21 protein-coding genes are annotated in these 22,489 nt (G+C 71.4%); 19 read left to right on the forward strand and 2 right to left on the reverse strand.

Going from position 1 to position 22,489, the window contains the following annotated elements:
• Window positions 1-160 precede the first annotated feature (160 nt).
• The 8 genes from OG519_RS20630 (at window position 161) to OG519_RS20665 (ending at window position 8,211) form a co-directional block, all read left to right on the forward strand.
• Window positions 161-973 carry a menaquinone biosynthetic enzyme MqnA/MqnD family protein gene (locus tag OG519_RS20630; protein WP_405585980.1) on the forward strand — a complete coding sequence of 271 codons (813 nt, stop codon included), beginning with the start codon at window positions 161-163 and terminating at the stop codon, window positions 971-973.
• Between the two features lie 139 nt (window positions 974-1,112).
• Window positions 1,113-1,409: a WXG100 family type VII secretion target gene (locus OG519_RS20635; protein ID WP_405585983.1), complete on the forward strand. Its 297-nt coding sequence runs from the start codon at window positions 1,113-1,115 to the stop codon at window positions 1,407-1,409.
• A gap of 146 nt (window positions 1,410-1,555) precedes the next feature.
• Window positions 1,556-2,773, forward strand: a complete 1,218-nt coding sequence (gene mqnC / locus OG519_RS20640; RefSeq protein ID WP_405585985.1) for a cyclic dehypoxanthinyl futalosine synthase — start codon at window positions 1,556-1,558, stop codon at window positions 2,771-2,773.
• Between the two features lie 267 nt (window positions 2,774-3,040).
• Window positions 3,041-3,739 (forward strand): demethylmenaquinone methyltransferase, encoded by a 699-nt coding sequence (locus OG519_RS20645; protein ID WP_405585988.1) that lies wholly within the window; start codon window positions 3,041-3,043, stop codon window positions 3,737-3,739.
• Between the two features lie 94 nt (window positions 3,740-3,833).
• On the forward strand, window positions 3,834-5,486 hold the full coding sequence (locus OG519_RS20650; RefSeq protein WP_405585990.1) for a zinc ribbon domain-containing protein: 1,653 nt from the start codon (window positions 3,834-3,836) through the stop codon (window positions 5,484-5,486).
• Window positions 5,487-5,695: 209 nt separating this feature from the next.
• Window positions 5,696-6,982 carry a geranylgeranyl reductase family protein gene (locus OG519_RS20655; protein ID WP_405585993.1) on the forward strand — a complete coding sequence of 429 codons (1,287 nt, stop codon included), beginning with the start codon at window positions 5,696-5,698 and terminating at the stop codon, window positions 6,980-6,982.
• A gap of 178 nt (window positions 6,983-7,160) precedes the next feature.
• Complete coding sequence (locus OG519_RS20660) at window positions 7,161-7,361, forward strand: DUF397 domain-containing protein (protein ID WP_405585996.1); 201 nt, start codon at window positions 7,161-7,163, stop codon at window positions 7,359-7,361.
• Between the two features lie 175 nt (window positions 7,362-7,536).
• Entirely contained in the window at window positions 7,537-8,211 is a 675-nt protein-coding gene (locus tag OG519_RS20665) for a methyltransferase domain-containing protein (protein WP_405585999.1), read from the forward strand.
• Between the two features lie 39 nt (window positions 8,212-8,250).
• On the opposite strand, the gene OG519_RS20670 is transcribed toward OG519_RS20665, so the two are convergent.
• Window positions 8,251-8,775 carry an AAA family ATPase gene (locus OG519_RS20670; RefSeq protein ID WP_405586002.1) on the reverse strand — a complete coding sequence of 175 codons (525 nt, stop codon included), beginning with the start codon at window positions 8,773-8,775 and terminating at the stop codon, window positions 8,251-8,253.
• A gap of 146 nt (window positions 8,776-8,921) precedes the next feature.
• Here OG519_RS20670 and OG519_RS20675 point away from each other — a divergent pair, with 146 nt between their 5' ends.
• Together OG519_RS20675 and OG519_RS20680 are read left to right on the forward strand one after the other, a co-directional pair.
• Window positions 8,922-9,764: a hypothetical protein gene (locus OG519_RS20675; protein WP_405586004.1), complete on the forward strand. Its 843-nt coding sequence runs from the start codon at window positions 8,922-8,924 to the stop codon at window positions 9,762-9,764.
• Between the two features lie 289 nt (window positions 9,765-10,053).
• A complete protein-coding gene (locus tag OG519_RS20680; protein ID WP_405586007.1) occupies window positions 10,054-10,404 on the forward strand; it encodes a DoxX family protein in 351 nt (116 codons plus the stop codon).
• A gap of 324 nt (window positions 10,405-10,728) precedes the next feature.
• On the opposite strand, the gene OG519_RS20685 is transcribed toward OG519_RS20680, so the two are convergent.
• Complete coding sequence (locus tag OG519_RS20685; protein ID WP_405586010.1) at window positions 10,729-11,583, reverse strand: C40 family peptidase; 855 nt, start codon at window positions 11,581-11,583, stop codon at window positions 10,729-10,731.
• Window positions 11,584-12,266: 683 nt separating this feature from the next.
• Here OG519_RS20685 and OG519_RS20690 point away from each other — a divergent pair.
• From OG519_RS20690 to nuoI, 9 genes are all read left to right on the forward strand, one after another.
• A complete protein-coding gene (locus tag OG519_RS20690; protein WP_329135279.1) occupies window positions 12,267-12,626 on the forward strand; it encodes an NADH-quinone oxidoreductase subunit A in 360 nt (119 codons plus the stop codon).
• A 107-nt stretch (window positions 12,627-12,733) separates the two neighbouring features.
• A complete protein-coding gene (locus OG519_RS20695; protein ID WP_405586013.1) occupies window positions 12,734-13,288 on the forward strand; it encodes a NuoB/complex I 20 kDa subunit family protein in 555 nt (184 codons plus the stop codon).
• Window positions 13,285-14,076, forward strand: coding sequence for an NADH-quinone oxidoreductase subunit C (locus tag OG519_RS20700; protein ID WP_405586016.1), 792 nt, complete (start codon window positions 13,285-13,287; stop codon window positions 14,074-14,076). Before OG519_RS20695 ends, OG519_RS20700 begins: the two co-directional genes overlap by 4 nt.
• Entirely contained in the window at window positions 14,076-15,422 is a 1,347-nt protein-coding gene (locus tag OG519_RS20705; protein WP_405586019.1) for an NADH-quinone oxidoreductase subunit D, read from the forward strand. Before OG519_RS20700 ends, OG519_RS20705 begins: the two co-directional genes overlap by 1 nt.
• Complete coding sequence (gene nuoE, locus OG519_RS20710) at window positions 15,419-16,504, forward strand: NADH-quinone oxidoreductase subunit NuoE (RefSeq protein WP_405586022.1); 1,086 nt, start codon at window positions 15,419-15,421, stop codon at window positions 16,502-16,504. Before OG519_RS20705 ends, nuoE begins: the two co-directional genes overlap by 4 nt.
• On the forward strand, window positions 16,504-17,838 hold the full coding sequence (gene nuoF / locus OG519_RS20715; protein WP_405586025.1) for an NADH-quinone oxidoreductase subunit NuoF: 1,335 nt from the start codon (window positions 16,504-16,506) through the stop codon (window positions 17,836-17,838). Before nuoE ends, nuoF begins: the two co-directional genes overlap by 1 nt.
• Window positions 17,835-20,402, forward strand: a complete 2,568-nt coding sequence (locus OG519_RS20720; protein ID WP_405586028.1) for an NADH-quinone oxidoreductase subunit G — start codon at window positions 17,835-17,837, stop codon at window positions 20,400-20,402. Before nuoF ends, OG519_RS20720 begins: the two co-directional genes overlap by 4 nt.
• On the forward strand, window positions 20,399-21,787 hold the full coding sequence (gene nuoH, locus OG519_RS20725; RefSeq protein WP_405586031.1) for an NADH-quinone oxidoreductase subunit NuoH: 1,389 nt from the start codon (window positions 20,399-20,401) through the stop codon (window positions 21,785-21,787). Before OG519_RS20720 ends, nuoH begins: the two co-directional genes overlap by 4 nt.
• Window positions 21,780-22,484: an NADH-quinone oxidoreductase subunit NuoI gene (gene nuoI / locus OG519_RS20730; RefSeq protein ID WP_405586034.1), complete on the forward strand. Its 705-nt coding sequence runs from the start codon at window positions 21,780-21,782 to the stop codon at window positions 22,482-22,484. Before nuoH ends, nuoI begins: the two co-directional genes overlap by 8 nt.
• Window positions 22,485-22,489 lie beyond the last annotated feature (5 nt).

Genomic DNA, 22,489 nt, shown 5'->3' on the forward strand with positions numbered 1-22,489 from the left:
TATGGACACATCTGCGCGCGCCGATGGAAACGGTGGCAACAGGGATAACCGGGATAACCGTGCGAACCGTGAGATCCACGGCAAGGGCGGGAACGGTGGCAGCGGTGGCAGCGGTGGCAGCGGCGACAACGCCGCCACCCCGGGAGCGGTCCGTCCCCGGGTGGGCCACATCCAGTTCCTGAACTGCGTCCCCCTCTACTGGGGCCTCGCCAGAACCGGTGCCCTGCTCGACCTGGAGCTGAGCAAGGACACGCCGGAGAAGCTGAGCGCCCAGCTCATCGAGGGATCCCTGGACATCGGCCCGGTCACCCTCATGGAGTACCTGAACCACGCCGACCAGCTCATCGCCCTGCCGGACATCGCGGTCGGCTGCGACGGCCCCGTCATGTCCTGCGTGATCGTCAGCCAGCTCCCCCTTGAGCAGCTCGACGGCGAGCGGGTGGCCCTCGGCTCCACCAGCCGTACCTCGGTCCGGCTCGCCGAGCTGCTGCTCACCGAGCAGTACGGCGTCCACCCCGACTACTACCGCTGCCCGCCCGACCTCGCGCTGATGATGCAGGAGGCCCAGGCCGCCGTGCTGATCGGCGACGCGGCCCTGCGCGCCTCCCTGCACGACGCCCCCCGGCTCGGCCTGGAGGTCCACGACCTCGGCCAGATGTGGAAGGACTGGACCGGGCTGCCCTTCGTCTTCGCCGTCTGGGCCGCCCGGCGCGACTACCTCGCCGCCCACCCCGAGGCGGTCCACGAGGTGCACCGGGCCTTCCTCGCCTCCCGCGACCTGTCCCTCGAAGAGGTCGAGAAGGTCGCCGAGCAGGCGGCCCGCTGGGAGTCCTTCGACCAGGACCTGCTGCGCCGCTACTTCACCACCCTGGACTTCTCGCTCGGCCCGGAGCAGCTCACCGGGATCGCCGAGTTCGGCCGCCGGGTCGGCATGCCCCCGTCGGCCCGTGTCGAGCTGCTGCCGCCGGCCTGATCGCGCCCTGGTCCAGGCCTCTCCCGGACCGGCCCGGGACCGGCCCCGGGCCTCAGCCGGCGTCAACCGGGCGTTCGCCCCGGCCGGGGCGGCGGGCGCACCGCCCGGGTTCCGCCGCGTCCCCGGGTACGTTGGCGCCATGGGTGACGTCAACGTTACGTATCAGGACATCAGCGACGCGGCGGCCAGGCTGCGGACCGGCCGGCACGAGATCACCGAGAAGCTGCACACGCTGGCCAGATTCGTACAGGACCTGGTGAACAGCGGTTACGTCACGGACCGTTCGTCCCGGCGGTTCGACGACGCCTACCGGGAGTTCACCAGCGGCGCCACCACGACCCTCGAGGGGCTCGACGGCATGGCCGCGTTCCTCGACGGCGCGGCCGAGGTCTTCCGGGAGGCGGACGAGCGGCTCGCCAGGGGGCTCGGCGGCTGACCGGCCTGCCTCTCTCGGGCGGCCTCGCTTTGTCAAGGCCCCGCCGCCCTCCTTTCGGATGGCATCCGGTCCCTTTCCGAGGGGCGCCGACCGGCTGGCGTAGGCTGGCCCGGTCCGATCCGACCCCCTCCGAAAGGACCGCCCCGGTGACTTCCCCGACCTCCTCGGCGAGTGACATCGCAACCGTCCTCGACCGCGCCGCCGCAGGCGGCCGGGTCACCCCGGAGGAGGCGCTGGACCTCTACCGGTCGGCCCCGCTGCACGCGCTCGGCGCCGCCGCCGACGCGGTGCGCCGCCGCAGGTACGCGGGCACCGAGCACATCGCCACGTACATCATCGAACGCAACATCAACTACACCAACGTGTGCGTCACGGCGTGCAAGTTCTGCGCGTTCTACGCGGCCCCCAAGGACACCGGCAAGGGCTGGAGCCGCGGCCTCGACGACATCCTGCGCCGCTGCGCCGAGACGGTCGAACTCGGCGGCACCCAGATCATGTTCCAGGGCGGCCACCACCCGGACTACGGCGTCGAGTACTACGAAGAGCACTTCGCCGCGATCAAGCGGGAGTTCCCGCAGCTGGTGATCCACTCCCTCGGCGCGTCCGAGGTCGAGCACATGGCCCGGATCTCCGGGGTCAGCGCGGAGGAGGCGATCCGCCGGATCCACGCCGCCGGGCTCGACTCCTTCGCCGGCGCCGGCGCGGAGCTGCTGCCCGAGCGGCCGCGCAAGGCGATCGCCCCGCTCAAGGAGTCCGGCGAGCGCTGGCTGGAGATCATGGAGACCGCGCACCGGCTCGGGGTCGAGTCGACCTCCACCATGCTGATGGGCACCGGGGAGACCAACGCGGAGCGGATCGAGCATCTGCGGATGATCCGCGACGTGCAGGACCGGACCGGCGGGTTCCGGGCGTTCATCCCGTACACCTACCAGCCGGAGAACAACCATCTGAAGGGGCAGACGCAGGCGACCCTCTTCGAGTACCTGCGGATGATCGCCATCGCGCGGATCTTCCTCGACAACGTCGCCCACATCCAGGGGTCCTGGCTCACCACCGGCAAGGAGGTGGGCCAACTCTCGCTGCACTACGGGGCGGACGACCTCGGTTCGGTGATGCTGGAGGAGAACGTGGTGTCCTCGGCCGGGGCGAAGCACCGCTCCAACCGGATGGAGCTGATCCATCTCATCCGGACGGCGGGCCGGGTGCCGGCGCAGCGCGCGACCACGTACGAGCACTTGGTTGTCCACACGGACCCGGCGAACGACCCGGTCGACGATCACGTGGTGTCCCACCTTTCGTCGACCGCGATTGAGGGGGGTACCGCCCACCCCGAGCTCAAGCTTCTGACCGCGGACCGGGGGTGACCCGACCGCTCGGGGTGGCCCCTCCGGCCGTCGCCGGACTGTCCGCCGGTGGCCGGTTGCTCGCGCAGTTCCCCGCGCCCCTGGTTGGGGCTGGTCGCCGCGGAGAACCCGCACCACCTAGGGGCGCGGGGAACTGCGCGACAAGCCACGTACCGGCGGACGATCCGGCAACCGGCCGCAAGGGGCACCCCGGGCGGTCAGGTTCCGCCGCCGGCGGACAGGGGCACCCTGGGCGGAGGGGTGCCCGGGGGCGAATAGGGTAAGAGCGTGACCCGAGCCTCGTTGGAGAAGCAACCGCAGGAAGTCGCCGCGATGTTCGACGGCGTGGCGGCGAAGTACGACCTGACCAATGACGTGCTCTCGCTCGGCCAGACCCGGTTGTGGCGACGGGCCGTCGCCCAGGCGCTGGACGTACGGGCCGGCGAGCGCGTGCTGGATCTCGGCGCGGGCACCGGCACCTCCTCGCTGCCGTTCGCCGCGGCCGGCGCCGAGGTCGTACCGTGCGACTTCTCCCTCGGCATGCTGGGCGAGGGCAAGAAACGCCACCCCGAGCTGCCGCTGACCGCCGGCGACGCGACCCGACTGCCCTTCGCCGACGGGGTGTTCGACGCGGTCACCATCTCCTTCGCGCTGCGCAACGTGCACGACACCGACGCCGCCATGCGCGAGATGCGGCGGGTGGCCAAGCCCGGCGGGCGGCTGGTGATCTGTGAGTTCAGCCACCCCACCCTGCGCCCCTTCCGCACCGTCTACACCGAGTACCTGATGCGCGCGCTGCCGCCGGTCGCGAGCAAGGTGAGCAGCAACCCCGACGCGTACGTCTACCTCGCCGAGTCGATCCGCGCCTGGCCCGATCAGCAGGCGCTGGCCCGGCGGTTGCAGGGGGCGGGGTGGGCCTCGGTGGCCTGGCGGAATCTGACCGGCGGCATCGTCGCGCTGCACCGGGGTACGAAGCCGGCCGCCTGAAGCGGCTATTCCGGGGGCGTGGCGCGCGGCCGCGCCTTTAAGCTGCGATGACGGGGGAGCCGGCGTCGCCCCCGCCTCGCCCCGGAGGTGGCCCGTGTCCTACTGTCCCGCGTGCGGCAACCAAGTGGTCGACGACACGGCCCTGTTCTGCCCGCGCTGCGGCAAGGGACTCGTTCTCCCTGGCGGCCTCGGTGATCCTGGCGGCGCCGTGCTCGCCGGGCCCGCCGAGCCCGCCGGTTCCGTCCCGGAGGGCCCGCCGCCCCCGTACGCCCCCGCCGGGACGATCGAGTCGGGACCGCCGCCCCGGCCCTTCATGCGGACGCCCGCCGCCAGGTTCGCCGGGCGGGTGGTCAGGGGCCCCTGGGAGTGGACGGCCCTCGTACCGCCGCTGGCCCTGGCCGCGCTCGCGCTGCTCATCGGCGCCTGGTCGGGGGGCGCCGCGCACGGGGCGGGCAACGGCTTCGGAGTCCGCACCCGGGCGGCCCTCGCGCTGCTGGTCCAGGGCCTCGGCGGTTCGCTGACGATCAGCCGGAACTACGACTTCACCGGCTTCGGCACCGGTTTCGACGGCAACGACATGCTGAGCGGTGACGGCTTCGGCGACGGCGGGGATTTTCCGCCGACCAGGACCTCCACCGAGACGTACACCCTGCTGCCGCTGACCGTCACCCTGCTCTGGATCGTCCTGCTCGTCGTCGTGCTGGTGCTGATGCGCCGCCGGCAGCGGGGCGCCGAGGCGGCGGTCCGGGTCGCGTTGACCGCCACGGCGGGCGCGCTGGCGCTGGCGCTGGTCGGGCAGCCCACCATCGATACGGACCGGGTCGGCAGCGGGCCGGCCGGGGTCGCCCTCTGGTCTTTTCTGCTCAGCCTGGCGGTCGCGTTGATCGTGCTCTGCTGGCCGGCCCTCCGGGGGTGGCTGGCGGTGCGGCCCGGCGCCGCCACCGTCGTCCGGGCGGTGAGTACGGCGGCGGTGGCCCTGGTTGTCTGTATCTGCGTCGCGGGGGCGGTGGTGCTGGTGATCGCCGGCGCCCACTACGACCAACTGACCGGCTGGGGTGTGGCGTTCGCCGCGCTGATGGTCCTCAACCTGGGTGTGGCCGGACTCGGCCTGGCCTGGGGCGGGCCCGTCCAGGGCGGTGGGAACACGTTGACGGGGAGCGGTGTCCACAACGCCTTCGGTCTTTCCGACCTCGGTGACCTGTGGGGCGGCTGGTCGGTGTTCGGGGCGCTCGCCGGCGGCCTGCTGTGCGCGCTGCTCATCGGGTTCCTCGCGGTGTGGCGGTCGCGGGACCGGACCGAGCAGTTCCTGGTGGCCGGGGCGTTCACCCTGCTCTTCGCGGTGCTCGCCGCGGTCGGCGGTCTCGCGGTCGACGGGGACGCCGGCCTGCTGGATCTGGCCGGCGCGGGCAGACACTTCGAGCTGGCCCCCAGTGTGCCGGGGGCGCTGCTCTACGGGCTGCTGTGGTCGTTCGGCGGGGTGCTCGTCGCGCCGTATCTGTGGCGGGCGTTGGGCGGGCGGGGGATGCCGGCGGGGGCGTTCGACCGACGCGGGGAGGGGGGTCGCGGGCCGCTGCCGGCTCAGGGGCCGCCACCGGTCGCCGGGGCGGCGTCCGGGTACGTACCGCCGCCCGCGACCTCGCCGCCGCTTCCGCCGGCCGACGGGCCGACCGTCCACGACCTGGGCGTCGTTCAGCCGCCCCGGCTGAGCAAGCGGGACCGCGGGGACAAGCCGCCCCGGCACCGCTGAGCGGGGCCGGGCGGGCGGCGGGGCGGGCAGCGGGCAGGCGGCGGGCGGGCGGCGGGTCGGCGGCGGGCGGGGCCCGCGGGGCCCGAACCCGAGAGCCGCCGCCGCGTCCGCGACCTCCGCCTCATAGACTCGGACCTACCGCTGTGCCCGAGACAGCGGCCGGACCAGTAGCTGGCACCACCCCCTCGCCGAAACGGGAGAGCCCCACCGTGACCGACACCGCCCTGTCCGAGCGCAGCGCCGATGTGATCGTCGTCGGCGCCGGCCCTGCCGGTTCGACGACCGCGTACTACCTGGCCAAGGCCGGGCTCGACGTACTGCTGCTGGAGAAGACCGCCTTCCCGCGCGAGAAGGTCTGCGGTGACGGCCTCACCCCGCGCGCCACCAAGCAGCTCGTGTCGATGGGCGTCGACATCTCGGAGGAAGCGGGCTGGCTGCGCAACAAGGGCCTGCGGATCATCAGCGGTGGCCTGCGCCTGGAGATGGACTGGCCGGAGCTGGCCGCGTACCCCAACTACGGCCTGGTCCGCAGGCGCGAGGACTTCGACGAACTCCTCGCCCAGCAGGCCGTGAAGGCCGGCGCGCGGCTCTACGAGCGGTGCAATGTGGGCGCCCCGATCATCGACGAGCGCACCGGCCGGATCAGCGGGGTCCAGGCGAAGCTCGGCGAGGAGAAGACCCCGGCCGCCTTCTACGCCCCGCTGGTGGTCGCCGCCGACGGCAACTCCACCCGGCTCTCGCTGGCGATGGGCCTGCACCGGCGCGAGGACCGGCCGATGGGTGTCGCCGTCCGTACGTACTTCACCTCGCCCCGGCACGAGGACGACTACCTGGAGAGCTGGCTGGAGCTGTGGGACAAGCGCGGCCCGCAGGCACGCCAACTGCCCGGCTACGGCTGGATCTTCGGCCTCGGTGACGGTACGTCCAACGTGGGCCTCGGCATCCTCGACTCCTCGGCCGCCTTCGGCGAGCTGGACTGGCGCGAGGTGCTCAAGACGTGGGTCGCCTCGATGCCGGAGGACTGGGGCTTCACTCCGGAGAACATGACCCAGCCCATCCGCGGCGCCGCCCTCCCGATGGCCTTCAACCGCCAGCCGCACTACACCCGCGGCCTGCTCCTCGTCGGCGACGCGGGCGGCCTCGTCAACCCGTTCAACGGTGAGGGCATCGCCTACGCGATGGAATCCGGCCAGCTCGCCGCCGACGTCATCACCCAGGCCCACGCCCGGGCCACCGACGCGCAGCGTGAGCGCGCCCTGCTCAACTACCCCCAGATCCTCAAGGACACCTACGGCGGCTACTACACCCTGGGCCGCGCCTTCGTAAAACTCATCGGCAACCCCAAGGTCCTCCAACTCGCCACCCAGCGCGGCCTGACCCACCCCATGCTGATGCGCTTCTCCCTCAAACTCCTCGCCAACCTCACCGACCCCACCGGCGGCGACGCGATGGACCGCATCATCAACGGCCTCACCAAAATCACCCCCCGCGCGTAGCGATCTCCTTCCCACCGAGGCCGCCCCGCCGGTGCGCCACCGCCCCGATTCCGTTCCCGGTTCGGTCCACGCGGGCCACTCCGGGCCGTGTCCCCGAGCGAACGTCCGGGCTGCCTGGGCATCATTCGTGATGAGGGTGGGCGGCACGGTCAACCCACGTCGTAGGGCAGGAGAAGTGATGGACACTCCGGTGAACTGGCGTAAGTCCAGCTACAGCGGCAGCACGAACAACTGCGTCGAGGTGGCGGACGGGATGGTCGGCGGCGTTGTGCCCGTCCGGGATTCGAAGGACCCGGAGGGGCCCGTGCTTGCCTTTGGCGCCGATGCTTGGTGCGCGTTCGTCGGGGGTGTCCGGGCGGGCGAATTTCCCGTCGGCTGAGCGGGGGAGGGCCGTTGGTCGGCGCGGTACCGGCGCGCCTGGGCGATCGGGCCGTCGTGCTTGACGGTGTCCGGTAAGCGCACCCTTGCCGGCCGCCCTGGCTTGGGGCCGAAGGGGCCGGAGGGAAGATCGCGGGCCCCGGTCGGTGTCAGTGGCAGGGGATACGGTCGCGGGCATGATCGGACAGGATGCCCTGAGTTTCACCCGTGAGGCTTACGACGCGGTGGCCGCCGAGTACGCGCGCCGGTTTGTCGATCCGTTGCGGGACGAGCCGCTCGAACGGGGGCTGTTGAGCGCCTTCGCCGAGGTCTCGCGTACGAGTGGGAGCGGTCGGGTCGCGGACCTGGGATGCGGGCCCGGCCATATCACCGCGTACCTGGAAGGACTTGGGCTCGCGGTATCCGGGGTCGATGCCTCTCCGGCGATGGTCGAGCTGGCTCGCGAGGCCTATCCGGGGCTGCGGTTCGAGGTGGGCTCGATGGCCGCGCTGGACTTCGGCGACGGTGAGCTGGGCGGCGCGCTGTCGCGGTGGTCCATCATCCATACTCCGCCGGGGGAACTCCCCGTCATCCTCGCGGAGTTCAACCGCGTGCTGGCCCCCGGCGGCTACCTTCTGCTCGGGCTCTGGGCCGGCGACGATCCGTCCGGGCCGACCCAGGTCTTCGACCACGCCGTCGCGCCGGCCTATCGGTGGTCGCCCGACCACCTAGCCGCCCTGCTGCGCACAGCGGGGCTGGCCGAAGTGGCCCGGATGGTGAGTGAGCCTCAGCCCGCCGACCGGCGGCAGTTCCAGTCGGTTCACCTGCTCGCCCGCAAGGCGCGGGAAGGCGACGCGGGATCCAGCTCATGACCCGGGCGGCCGGGCCGCGCGTACGGGAGTGCAGGCCCCTCAGCTCTTGACCGCTGCCGCGATCAGTTCGGCGGCCTGGGTGGGGGTGAGGTGCGTGGTGTCGACGACCTCCGCCTCCGCGTGCAGCCAGGTACGGGCGGCCTCGGCGTAGGGCGCGAGGTATTGCAGGCGGAAGGGGGAGTCGGGGCCGAGAACCATGTCGCCCGCGATGCGCCCGCGCAGGGTCTCCTGGTCGGCGTGGAGGACGAAGTGCCGCACTGGGATGGCGTGTTGGGCGAGACCCGCGCTGATCTCGCGCCAGTACTCCTCGACCAGGACCGTCATCGGCACCACCAGAGTGCCGCCGGTGTAGTCGAGTACCCGGCGGGCGGTCTCCACGACCAGCGGCCGCCACGGCGGCCAGTGCTGGAAGTTGTCCGTCGCGGGCAGCCCCGGCCGGATGTCCATCAGCGTCTCGCCGACCTTCTCGGCGTCGAACACCCGCGAATCCGGAATCAGCCGCTGCACCAGCGCACTGGTCGTCGTCTTCCCCGCCCCGTGCGTGCCGTTGAGCCATACGATCATGACCCCCACGCTAGCTCCGGACGGGCCTCCGGAAACGGGCGCGCTGCAAATCCGCCGCGGCGCAAGGATCTCCGGGGACGGTGCCGACGTCCGGCCGGGGGCGGGTGGTCGACCCGGAGGGTGGGGGGCCGTTAGGGTCCGGGGGTATGGGGTGGCGGGGGTGGCGGCCGGGGGTCGCGCTGGGGGTGGCGGTGGTGGCGGCGATCTGCGCGTCCGGACCGGAACGGACCGATGCCGTGCGTACGGCGGCGGACCTCGGCCCGCTGCCGGCGGACCGGTACGCGGACACGGCGCGGGACTACCAGCGGTCCCAGCAGGCGTCGGCGTTGCTGATCCGGCAGTGCATGGCCGGCCGCGGCCACCCGGACTTCCCGCTCGACCCCCGCGATCCCATCGACCCTGTAGTCGCCACCGCGGTCAGCACCGACTACGGCGTCCTCGATCCCGACGCCGCCCGCCGCTGGGGCTACGGCTGGGACCCGGCACAGCATCCGGCCTCGCGACCGAAGGGCCGCCGGATGACCTGGGCCGAGTCCGCGGAGTGGCCCGCTTGTTACGACGAGGCGAGCCGGCGGCTCATGCGCGGCATCGACCTCAACCGGGATTACCTCTACGCGGGCCGCCGGGCGATCGAAGTCAACAAGGCGGTCGAACGCGACCCGCGCTTGCGCGCGGCCTGGGGCACATGGTCCCGCTGCATGGCGGACCACGGCTTCACCCGCTATCCCGACCCCGTAGCCGCGTACACGGACTCCGCCTGGCAGCGCGGCAGCGACGGCAACACCCGGCACACCCGGCCGGAGCGGGCCACCGCCGTCGCGGACGTCACGTGCAAGCGGCGTCACGGGACGGTGGAAATCTGGCACGCGGTACGGGCGCGGCTTCAGGCCGCCGACATCGCAGCGCATCGCGACGGCTACGCCGCCGGGCTGAGAGCACTGCGGACGTACCGGGCCAATATCGCCGAGGTGCTGCGGAAGCCGGGTTAGCCGGGCGAGCCGGATCAGCCGCATCAGCCGGATCAGCCGGGTTCCGACGCATGACCGTTGGCCTCGCGTGAGGCGCCGAAGGACCCACCGCAGCCGCCCACCCGGACCTTGCCCCCCGCGCATTCCGTCGCGTCGTCCGCGACGCCGCGGCCGGCAGGCGGCAGCTTTCGCCGATCGCGGGGTCGCGGGCCGGGGGAGGGGACATGATCGGCGCGGCGGGGTCGGGCGGACCAGGGCGGACCGGGGTGGACCTGGGCAAACGAGGGCTGACGAGGACAGGGGTGCGGGCGTGGGCGTTGCGGAGATCGTGCTGGCGAGTGCGGTCGGTGTGCTGTTCGTGGTGACCGGCGGGGTGAAGGTGGTCGGGGTGAAGCAGAGCCTGGCGTTGCGGGACCACTTCGCGATGGGCGCCGGGGCGTGGCGGCTGGTCGGGGCGCTGGAGACCGCCGGGGGCGCCGGGGTGCTGCTCGGGATCGCGGTTCACGCGCTGGGGGTCGCCGCGTTGTGCGGGCTGGCGCTGCTGATGGTCGGCGCGATCACCTCGCGGGTGCGGGTACGTGACCCCGCGCTGCTTCTCGCCGGGGACGTGGTCGTGCTCGCGCTCGTGGTGGCGACGGGCGTCCTCCTGCTGGCGGACTGACCAGGGGCGCAGGGCGCCGGGCGGCGGACACCAGGCACCGAGCAGCGGCCGCCGAGCACCAGGCACAGGGCACCGACCGCCGAGCACAAGGGCACCCGGCACCCAGCACCCAGCCTCCGCCATCCCCCTCCTGACGGTATGCCAACAATCACCGCATAACGGGCGAAAAACCGCCACAAGTTCCCCGGTAGGGGCTGCGACGGTTTTTCGCCCGGCACGCGCGTGCCTGCGCTTCGGGGGAGCGGTTCACGACCACGCCCCGGATGCGCTCCGGCTGCCGCGCGGTCGGCAGGAGCGGGCGGCACAAGCCCCCGGTCAAAACGATCAGAACGCGCTGACGGCCCAGTCCGGCTCGTAATCGACCATCTGCTTGATCCCCACCGGCGTGGAGGGGTTCGCCGCGTCCAGGTACTGGCCGTTGCCGATGTAGACGCCCACGTGGAACGCGCTGCCCTCGCCGCCCCAGAAGATGAGGTCACCCGCCTGGAGCGCGCTGAGCGACACCGGCGTACCGAAGGTCGACTGCTCCTGCGAGGTACGCGGCAGTTGGATGCCTATCGAGGCGAACGCGGCCTGGGTCAGGCCCGAGCAGTCGTACGAGCCGGGCCCGGTCGCACCGTAGACGTACGGCTTGCCGATCTGCGCCTTCAGGAAGGCGATGAGCTGGTCGACCTTGCCGGCGGAGGCCGGCGCCGGGCTCGACGTGCTGGGCGCGGGGCTCGACACGGCGTTCGACGTGAGCGTCGCGGTGTGCGCGGGCGAGGCCGAGGCCACCGGAACGGCGACGAGTTGGGTCTGCCGGGCGGCCTTCGCGGCGACGGCGGCGGCCTTGGCGGCGGCGCGCTCCTTCGCGGCGGCCCGCTCCTTGGCGGCCTTCGCGGCCTTGGCCCTGGCGACCGTCGCCGCCTTGGCGTCGGCGGCCTTCTTGACGGTCAGGGCGTCCTGGGCGGCGACGCCCTCGGCCCACTCCTGGTTCGCGACGAAGGACGCGTCGACGGCGGTCCGGCCGAGGGCGTCGGCGGCCTGCCGGGCGCTGTCCGCGATGGGCGGCCGTGCGGTGGCGACCGACGTGCTGCCGGTGGCGCGGGAGTTGTGCGTGTTGTCGGCCAAAGCGGGAGCGGCCGCGCCGCCGAGAGCGAGCGCGCTGACAACGCCGCCGACGAGTCCGGCCGTGCGCACCCACCTGGGGTGACCCGGCGCCGCGTGCCGCCGGCGGCGGGTATGGCTCTGGGAGTCGGACGTATGCGTCCGTAGCTGGTTCGGGGACATGCGTCCCTGGCTATCAGGAACGAATGGTTCCGTTCAACAAAGGTGGGATGCGCCACACTTGACGTGCTCACGTATTAAATGCCCGTTTTACGATCTTGCTCCAGGGATGCTTTGGGAGGTTTTCCGGCCCCTGGTCACCTATGCGCTCGTGCACGCGTTCACGCGTGCCGCGGCGGGGTTTTGGGGCTCGCCGCAGCGGGTCGGCTCGCGATATCACGACGATTGGTCCAAGGCCAATTTGCCTTTGCGTTGACCTGCTTGATAGTGCGTCCGGCGCTGTGACCAGCGGAAACACCCCTCATTGTGACGTGAAGTGATCGTTTGTGATGCATGGGCCACCTGATCACCGCTCATCCGACTTCATGATCGTTCGCCGGGTGGTGGAGATCACAAAGACGGTGCTGTACCCCGTGTCGCAGATCACAGACCGGGAGGCATAGGATGCAGGCGACTTGGGCTTGTGAACTGCCTCACATAGGCGCGATCTTCGGCTTTTTGTGGCGGGGAACACGTCCGGGTCACGGTTCTCCCCCACCTGCGGCGGGGGGCCTCGACATCAGTCACAGCCGACTGAACGGAAGGAGCGGGGGACGGTGAACGCTTACGCGCCCATCCTCGTGCTGGGAGGTCTCGCGGCCGGCTTCGCGATCTTCTCCGTTTTCATGGCCTCGATCACCGGGCCGAAACGGTACAACCGGGCCAAGTTGGAAGCCTACGAGTGCGGTATCGAACCCACTCCGCAGCCGGCCGGCGGCGGGCGCTTCCCGATCAAGTACTACCTGACGGCGATGCTCTTCATCGTCTTCGACATCGAGATCGTCTTCCTCTACCCGTGGGCCGTCACCTTCGACCGCCTCGGGATGTTCGGTCTCGTGGAGATGCTCCTCTTCGTCCTCACCGTCTTCGTCGCCTACGCCTACGTCTGGCGCCGCGGCGGCCTGGAATGGGACTAGAGGGCCAGGACCTGCCGGACCACCGGCACTTCCGGGACTGCCGGGGGCGCCGGGTGGACCGGGGTCACCGGTAACAGAGGGACAGAAGGGGACCAGGGAGCCAACGCATGGGTATCGAAGAGAAACTGCCGAGCGGATTTCTGCTCACGACGGTGGAGACCGCGGCGGGGTGGGTGCGCAAGGCGTCGGTCTTCCCGGCCACCTTCGGACTCGCCTGCTGCGCCATCGAGATGATGACCACCGGCGCCGGGCGGTACGACATGGCCCGGTTCGGCATGGAGGTCTTCCGCGGCTCGCCGCGCCAGGCCGACCTGATGATCGTGGCGGGCCGGGTGAGCCAGAAGATGGCCCCGGTGCTGCGGCAGGTCTACGACCAGATGCCGAATCCCAAGTGGGTCATCTCGATGGGGGTGTGCGCCTCCAGCGGCGGGATGTTCAACAACTACGCGATCGTGCAGGGCGTCGACCACATCGTGCCGGTCGACATCTATCTGCCCGGCTGCCCGCCGCGGCCCGAGATGCTGCTGGACGCGATTCTCAAGCTGCACGAGAAGATCCAGCACGGCAAGCTCGGCGTGAACCGCGTGGAGGCCGCCCGCGAGGCGGAACAGGCGGCGCTCAAGGCGCTCCCCACCATTGAGATGAAGGGGCTGCTGCGGTGACCACTCCTGCCACGCCGGCCACCCCCGGCACCCCTAAGGCCTCCAACACCGCCAACGCTCCCGGCACCCCCGGGAACGCCGAAGAAACCGCAACCCCCGAGACCCTCCCGTCCCAGCGCGACGACGCCGGCGAGGTCATCGGCGTCCGCCGCGGCATGTTCGGTGCCAACAACGGCGGCGACACCTCCGGATACGGCGGCCTGGTCCGCACCGTCCGGCTGCCCGGCGCGAGCCACCGGCCGTACGGCGGCGTCTTCGACGAGATCGCCGACGAACTCGAGGGCGCGCTGGAGGAGCAGGGCCTGGTGCCGGCCGAGGTGATCGAGAAGACCGTGGTCGACCGCGGCGAACTCACCTTCCACATCGCCCGCGAACACCTGCTCGCCACGGCCAGGACGCTCCGGGACGACCCGGCGCTGCGCTTCGAACTGTGTACCGGCGTCAGCGGTGTGCACTACCCCGCCGACCACGGCCGCGAGCTGCACGCCGTCTACCACCTGCGGTCGATCACCCACACCCGGCTGATCCGGATCGAGGTCGGCGTCGCCGACAGCGACCCGCACCTCCCCTCGCTGGTCTCCGTCTATCCGACCAACGACTGGCACGAGCGCGAGACGTACGACTTCTTCGGGATCGTCTTCGACGGCCACCCCGCGCTGACCCGGATCATGATGCCCGACGACTGGCCGGGCCACCCCCAGCGCAAGGACTACCCGCTCGGCGGCATCCCCGTCGAGTACAAGGGCGCGCAGATCCCGGCTCCCGACCAGCGGAGGTCGTACAGCTAATGACCAGCACACAGAGCACCCCGCACGCGCCCGCCCAGGCCGAGGAGCGGGAGACCACCGAGGGCCGCGTCTTCACCGTCACCGGCGGCGACTGGGACGAGCTGGCCGAGTCGGTCGCCAAGGCCGACGACGAGCGGATCATCGTCAACATGGGTCCGCAGCACCCGTCCACCCACGGCGTGCTCCGGCTGATCCTGGAGATCGACGGCGAGACGGTCACCGAGGCCCGCTCCGGCATCGGCTATCTGCACACCGGCATCGAGAAGAACATGGAGTTCAGGACCTGGGTCCAGGGCTCCACCTTCGTCACCCGGATGGACTACCTGACGCCGCTCTTCAACGAGACCGCGTACTGCCTGGCGGTGGAGAAGCTGCTCGGCATCACCGACCAGGTACCCGACCGGGCCACCGTCATCCGGGTGCTGCTGATGGAGCTCAACCGGATCTCCTCCCACCTGGTGTGCATCGCCACCGGCGGGATGGAGCTGGGCGCCACCACGATCATGATCTACGGCTTCCGCGACCGCGAGATGATCCTCGACATCTTCGAGCTGATCACCGGACTGCGGATGAACCACGCCTTCGTCCGGGTCGGCGGCCTCGCCCAGGATCTGCCGCCGGGCGCGGTGGACCAGGTGCGGGAGTTCGTGAAGAAGTTCCGCAAGAACCTGCCGGAGTACGACAAGCTCGCCACCGGCAACCCCATCTTCAAGGCCCGGATGGAGGACGTCGGTTACCTCGACCTGACCGGCTGTATGTCGCTCGGCGCCACCGGACCGATCCTGCGCGCCGCCGGACTGCCCTACGACCTGCGCAAGGCCGACCCCTACTGCGGCTACGAGAACTACGAGTTCGAGGTGCCGACCGCCGACACCTGCGACTCCTACGGCCGCTTCCTGGTCCGGCTGGCAGAGATGCACGAGAGCCTGCGGATCGTCGAGCAGTGCCTGGACCGGCTGGCGCCGGGTCCCGTGATGGTCGAGGACAAGAAGATCGCCTGGCCCGCGCAGCTCGCGCTCGGCCCGGACGGCCTCGGCAACTCCCTCGACCACATCAAGAAGATCATGGGCACCTCGATGGAGGCCCTGATCCACCACTTCAAGCTCGTCACCGAGGGCTTCCGGGTGCCGGCCGGCCAGGCGTACACCGCGGTGGAGTCCGCCAAGGGCGAGCTGGGGGTGCATGTGGTCAGCGACGGCGGCACCCGCCCCTACCGGGTCCACTTCCGCGACCCCTCCTTCACCAACCTTCAGACCATGGCCGCGATGTGCGAAGGCGGCCAGGTCGCCGACGTCATCGTCGCGGTCGCGTCCATCGACCCCGTGATGGGAGGTGTCGACCGATGACCGCTGTCTCTCAGGGTGCCTCTCAGGGCGTCAGCCAAGGCGTGTCCCAGGGGGCGACGCAGCAGGCGACCCAAAGCGCTTTCCCGAGCGTGCCCCAGGGCGTGGTGTCCCGGGGCGTCCCGCTGGGCCTCCCGGAGCTGCCCGCCCCGGACTTCCCGGCCGACGTCCGGGCCCGGCTGGAGACCGACGCCAAGGAGGTGATCGCCCGTTACCCCGGTTCGCGCAGCGCCCTGTTGCCGCTGCTGCACCTGGTGCAGTCCGAGGAGGGCTTCGTCTCCCGTACCGGCATCAGGTTCTGCGCCGAACTGCTCGATCTCACCACCGCCGAGGTCACCGCGGTCTCGACCTTCTACACCATGTACCGGCGCAAGCCCTCGGGTGACTACCAGGTCGGCGTCTGCACCAACACGCTGTGCGCGGTCATGGGCGGCGACGCGATCTTCGACGAGCTGAAGCAGCACCTCGGCGTCGGCAACGACGAGACCACCGAGGACGGCAAGGTCACCCTCGAACACATCGAGTGCAACGCGGCCTGCGACTTCGCCCCCGTGGTGATGGTCAACTGGGAGTTCTTCGACAACCAGACCCCGAACTCCGCCCGGCAGTTGGTGGACGACCTGATCGCGGGACGCGAGGTCCGGCCGACCCGCGGCGCCCCCCTGTGCTCGTACAAGGAGACCGCGCGCATCCTGGCCGGCTTCCCCGACCCGCGCGAAGGCGCCGTCGAGGCGAGCGGCGGGGCTGGTCCCGCCTCGCTGGCCGGGCTGAAGCTGCACCGCGGCGAGGCGTCCGGGGCGCGGGTGGTCGGCCAGCGCGCCGAGTCGCCGCGCGAGGACGCCGGGGACGCCGGACACCAGGACGCCGGGACGTACGACACCCCGTCCGCGCCGTCCCCCGCCGCGCACCCCAGCTCGCACGACGCGCCGCTGAAGACCGCCGAGTCCGACCCGGCCCACCCGGCCGACCCGGTCGCGGACAACGCCGGCGGCACCGCGGGCACTTCGGGCGGCGCCGCGGGCACCACCGGCACAGGCACAGGCACCGGCACCGGCACCAAGGTCGACCCGGAGGAGGGCGAGTGATGAGCGCGGAACCAGCCGAAAAACTGCTCGCGCCCGTACTGTCGGCGTTCTGGGACGACCCGCAGTCATGGACGCTCGACACCTATCGCAGGCACGACGGATACGAGGGCCTGGCCAAGGCGCTCGCGATGGCCCCCGACGACCTGATCGCCTATGTGAAGGACTCCGGGCTGCGCGGTCGCGGCGGCGCCGGCTTCCCCACCGGGATGAAGTGGCAGTTCATTCCGCAGGGCGACGGCAAGCCGCACTACCTCGTGGTCAACGCCGACGAGTCCGAGCCCGGGACCTGCAAGGACATCCCGCTGCTCTTCGCCAACCCGCACGCGCTGATCGAGGGCATGGTGATCGCCTGTTACGCGATCCGCTCCAGCCACGCCTTCATCTACCTCCGCGGTGAGGTGGTGCCCGTCCTGCGCCGGCTGCACGAAGCCGTCCGCGAGGCCTATGACGCCGGTTACCTCGGCAAGGACATCAAGGGCAGCGGCTTCGACCTCGAACTCACCGTGCACGCCGGGGCCGGCGCGTACATCTGCGGTGAGGAGACCGCGCTGCTGGACTCCCTGGAGGGCCGGCGCGGCCAGCCCAGGCTCCGGCCGCCCTTCCCCGCCGTCGAGGGGCTCTACGCGTGCCCCACGGTGGTGAACAACGTGGAGTCGATCGCCTCTGTTCCCGCGATCCTCCAGCGGGGCAAGGAGTGGTTCAAGTCGATGGGCAGCGAGAAGTCCCCCGGCTTCACGCTCTACTCGCTCTCCGGCCATGTCGCCCGCCCCGGCCAGTACGAGGCCCCGCTCGGCATCACGCTGCGCCAACTCCTCGACATGGGCGGCGGGATGCGCCCGGGACACACCCTGAAGTTCTGGACGCCCGGCGGCTCCTCCACCCCGATGTTCACCGCCGACCATCTCGATGTGGCGCTCGACTACGAGGGCGTCGGCGCGGCCGGCTCCATGCTCGGCACCAAGGCGCTCCAGTGCTTCGACGAGACGACCTGCGTGGTGCGGGCCGTCACCCGCTGGACCGAGTTCTACGCCCATGAGTCGTGCGGCAAGTGCACACCGTGCCGCGAAGGCACCTACTGGCTGGTCCAGTTGCTGCGGGACATCGAAGCCGGCAAGGGCCGGCCCGAGGACCTCGACAAGCTCAACGACATCGCCGACAACATCAACGGCAAGTCCTTCTGCGCACTGGGCGACGGAGCCGCCGCCCCGATCTTCTCCTCCCTGAAGTACTTCCGCGCGGAGTACGAGGAGCACATCGAACGCAAGGGCTGCCCCTTCGACCCGGCCCGCTCCACCGCCTGGGCCGACAAGTCCCGTACGGAGGACCACGCGTGACCATCACCACCAGCGCACCCTCCGGGGGAGGGGCGGCGGTGCCGCCGGAGGATCTGGTCGCCGTCACCATCGACGGCATCCCGATCTCCGTCCCCAAGGGCACCCTCGTGATCCGGGCCGCCGAGATGCTCGGCATCGAGGTGCCGCGCTTCTGCGACCACCCGCTGCTCGACCCGGTGGGCGCCTGCCGGCAGTGCATCGTGGAGATCGAGGGGCAGCGCAAGCCCGTCGCCTCCTGCACCATCACCTGCACCGACGGCATGGTGATCAGCACCCAGCTCTCCTCGCCGGTGGCCAAGAAGGCACAGCGCGGTGTGATGGAACTGCTGCTGATCAACCACCCGCTGGACTGCCCGGTCTGCGACAAGGGCGGTGAGTGCCCGCTCCAGAACCAGGCCATGCAGGTCGGCGCGGGCGACACCCGGTTCGAGGGCGGCAAGCGGACGTTCGAGAAGCCGGTGCCGATCTCGGCGCAGGTGCTGCTCGACCGCGAGCGGTGTGTGCTGTGCGCGCGCTGTACCCGCTTCAGCAACCAGGTGGCCGGCGACCCGATGATCGAGCTGCTGGAGCGTGGCGCGCTCCAGCAGGTGGGCATCGGCGAGGGCGACCCGTTCCAGTCGTACTTCTCCGGCAACACCATCCAGATCTGCCCGGTGGGCGCGCTCACCTCGGCCGCGTACCGCTTCCGCTCCCGGCCGTTCGACCTGGTGTCGAGCCCGTCGGTGTGCGAGCACTGCGCCGGCGGCTGCGCCACCCGCACCGACCACCGCCGCGGCAAGGTGATGCGGCGGCTGGCGGGCAACGACCCGGAGGTCAACGAGGAGTGGCTCTGCGACAAGGGCCGCTTCGGCTTCCGCTACGCCCAGCGGCCCGAGCGCCTCAGCCACCCGCTGGTGCGCGACGCCGAGGGTGACCTGGTCGCCGCGAGCTGGCCCGAGGCGCTGGCCGCCGCCGCGGCCGGACTCGCCGCCGCGCGCGGCCGGGCTGCGGTGCTGACCGGCGGCCGGCTGACCATCGAGGACGCCTACGCCTACGCCAAGTTCGCCCGGGTGGTGCTCGGCACCAACGACGTCGACTTCCGGGCGCGCGCCCACTCCGCCGAGGAGGCCGACTTCCTGGCCGCCGCGGTGGCCGGCCGCGGCCTCGACCTCGACGGTGGGGGCACCTCCCGTGCCGCGGGCCTCCGGGGAGCGGTCACCAACCGCTTGCTGGAGAAGGCACCGACCGTACTGCTGGCGGGACTTGAGGCCGAGGAGGAGGCCCCCGGGGTCTTCCTGCGGCTGCGCAAGGGCCACCGCAAGTTCAAGCAGCAGACGTACGCGCTCGCCACCCACACCAGCCGCGGCCTGGAGAAGGCCGGCGGCATCCTGCTGCCAGCCGCCCCCGGCACCGAACCGGAGTGGCTGGACGCGCTGGCCGGCGGGGTGGGCCTGGACGAGGCCGGCCGGCTGGCCGCCGAGGCGCTGCGCGCCGAAGGATCGGTCATCCTGGTCGGCGAGCGGCTGGCCGCCGTGCCCGGCGGGCTGACCGCCGCGATCCGGCTGGCCACCGCCACCAACGCGGCGCTGGCGTGGATCCCGCGCCGGGCCGGCGAGCGCGGCGCGGTCGAGGCCGGCGCGCTGCCCGGGCTGCTGCCCGGCGGCCGGCCGGTCACCGACCCGCGGGCCCGCGACGAGGTGGCCCGGGTCTGGCGACTGGCCGAACTGCCCGGCAGGTTCGGCCGGGACACCGGCCAGATCATCGAGGCCGCTGCGGCCGGTGAACTCGCCGCGCTGGTCGTCGGCGGGGTCGAGGTCGCCGACCTGCCGGACCCGGCCGGGGCCCGCGAGGCCCTGGACGCGGTGGGCTTCCTGGTCAGCCTGGAGCAGCGGCCGAGCGAGGTGACCGAGCGCGCCGACGTGGTGCTGCCGGTCGCCGCGGTCGCCGAGAAGGCCGGCACCTTCCTCAACTGGGAAGGCCGGCTGCGCTCCTTCGAGGCCGCGATCAAGCCCGACCAGGCCACCAACCGGCACCAGTTGCCCGACGCCCGGGTGCTGACCATGCTCGCCGACGCCCTCGATGTGTCGCTCGGCCTGTCCGACGTACGGCAGGCGCGCGCCGAACTCGACCTGCTCTCCGGCTGGTCCGGCCCGTACGCCACCGGCCCGCAGGAGACTCCGGTGCCGCTGTCCCGCCCCGACTCCGGTCAGGCGGTGCTCGCCGGACACCGGCTGCTGCTCGACCAGGGCCGGCTCCAGGAGGGCGACGACGCGCTGACCGCCACCCGGCACCCGGCCGTCGCCCGGCTGTCGGCCGCGACCGCCGCCGAGGCGGGCCTCGCCGACGGCGACCTGGTGAGCGTCACCGGGCCGGCCGGCGCCACCACGCTGCCGCTGCTGGTCACGCCGATGCCGGACCGGGTGGTCTGGGTGCCGCTCAACTCCACCGGCGGCGGGGTCACTTCGGACACCGGCAGCCGCCCGGGGCAGGTCGTCGGCGTCGGCGCCGCGCCGGCGGCGAGCACGCCGGAAGACATCGCGCCGGCCGAAACCGCGCCGGCCCAGGTTGGGAAGGTGCGGTCATGACCGCTCAACTCGCGGCCGCCACCGAGAACCTGTCGTTCTTCGGCAACGACGTGTGGTGGCTCGTCGTCATCAAGGCCGTCTTCTGCTTCGCCTTCGCGATGCTCACCGTGCTCTTCTCCATCGTGTGGGAGCGCAAGGTCGTCGCCTGGATGCAGTTGCGGATCGGCCCCAACCGGCACGGCCCCTGGGGCATGCTCCAGTCGCTCGCCGACGGCATCAAGCTGATGCTGAAGGAAGACCTCGTCGTCAAGCGCGCGGACAAGGTGGTGTTCATCCTCGCGCCGATCGTCGCGGCGATCCCCGCCTTCATGTCCTTCGCGGTGATCCCCTTCGGCCCGGCCGACAACGAGGTCTCCATCTTCGGCCAGCGCACCGCGATGCAGCTCACCGACCTGCCGATCGGCATCCTCTTCATCCTGGCCACCGCGTCGGTCGGCATCTACGGCATCGTGCTCGCCGGCTGGTCGTCCGGCTCCACCTATCCGCTGCTCGGCGGCCTGCGGGCGTCCGCGCAGATGATCTCGTACGAGATCGCGATGGGCCTGTCCTTCGCGGCGGTCTTCCTCTACTCGGGGTCGATGTCCACCTCGGCGATCGTCGACGGGCAGAAGGACCGCTGGTACGTGATCCTGCTGCCGGTGTCGTTCCTGATCTACATCTTCACCATGATCGGTGAGACCAACCGGGCCCCGTTCGACATGCCCGAGTCCGAGGGCGACCTGGTCGGCGGCTTCAACACCGAGTACAGCTCGATCAAGTTCGCCCTCTTCATGCTCGCCGAGTACGTGAACATGGTGACGGTCTCGGCGGTCGCCACCACCCTCTTCCTCGGTGGCTGGCGGGCCCCCTGGCCGATCTCCACCGTCTGGGAGGGCGCCAACCACGGCTGGTGGCCGCTGCTCTGGTTCGTCATCAAGGTGCAGTTGCTGCTCTTCGGCTTCATCTGGCTGCGCGGCACCCTGCCCCGGGTCCGCTACGACCAGTTGATGAAGCTCGGCTGGAAGGTGCTCATCCCGGTCTCGATGGTCTGGCTGATGCTGGTGGCCGCGGTCCGGGCGATGCGCAACGAGAACTACGATTTCACCAAGATCGTCCTCTATGTCGGCGGCGCGGTCCTGGCACTGCTGCTGATCTCGCTGCTGGTCGACCTGCTCCGGGACCACGAGGACAAGCAGAAGACCACCGGCGGCGCGCTCGCGCCGCCGGAGAGGTTCGACCCGATGGCGGGCGGCTACCCCGTACCGCCGCTGCCGGGACAGCAGGCGGAGCGGGTGCCGCGGCGCCCCAGCCGGGCGCAGCCCCAACTGGTGGGCGCGAACGGCGGGTCCGGGGCAGCCGGCACCGACGCCGCCGAGACCGAGAACACGGAGGACAGCGATGCCTGAGTTCCTTGGCCCGGTCGCAGGCTTCGGCGTGACCTTCAAGGCCATGTTCAAGAAGCGGCTGACCGAGCAGTACCCGGAGTACAAGAAGCCCACCGCGCCGCGCTTCCACGGCCGCCACCAGCTCAACCGGCACCCGGACGGCCTGGAGAAGTGCGTCGGCTGCGAACTGTGCGCCTGGGCCTGCCCGGCCGACGCGATCTACGTGGAGGGCGCGGACAACACCGAGGAGGAGCGCTACTCCCCGGGGGAGCGCTACGGCCGCGTCTACCAGATCAACTACGCCCGCTGCATCCTGTGCGGCCTGTGCATCGAGGCGTGCCCGACCCGGGCGCTGACGATGACCAACGAGTACGAACTCGCCGACCGCACCCGTGAGTCGCTGATCTTCACCAAGGAGCAGCTTCTGTCCGGGCTGACCGAGGGCATGGTCGACTCGCCGCACTCGATCTTCCCCGGCATGGACGAGGGCGACTACTACCGGGGCGCGGTCACCGAGGCGGCGCCCGGCACCGTACGGCAGGTGGCCGTCTCCAAGGGGGAGGTGCCGCCCTCAGAGGAGGGTGTCGCCGCCGCTGGATCGGACGCTTCGGTCGGGTCCGTCGAGGCCGTGGGCTCCGCCGGCTCCGCCGGACCGCCGCCCGGCGACACCACCGCCCCCGGCGGTACCGCCCCGGCCGGGACGGGGGCCGAGGTATGAGCGCG

The sequence above is a fragment of the Streptomyces sp. NBC_01190 genome (genome assembly GCF_045039895.1).
GTDB lineage: Bacteria > Actinomycetota > Actinomycetes > Streptomycetales > Streptomycetaceae > Actinacidiphila.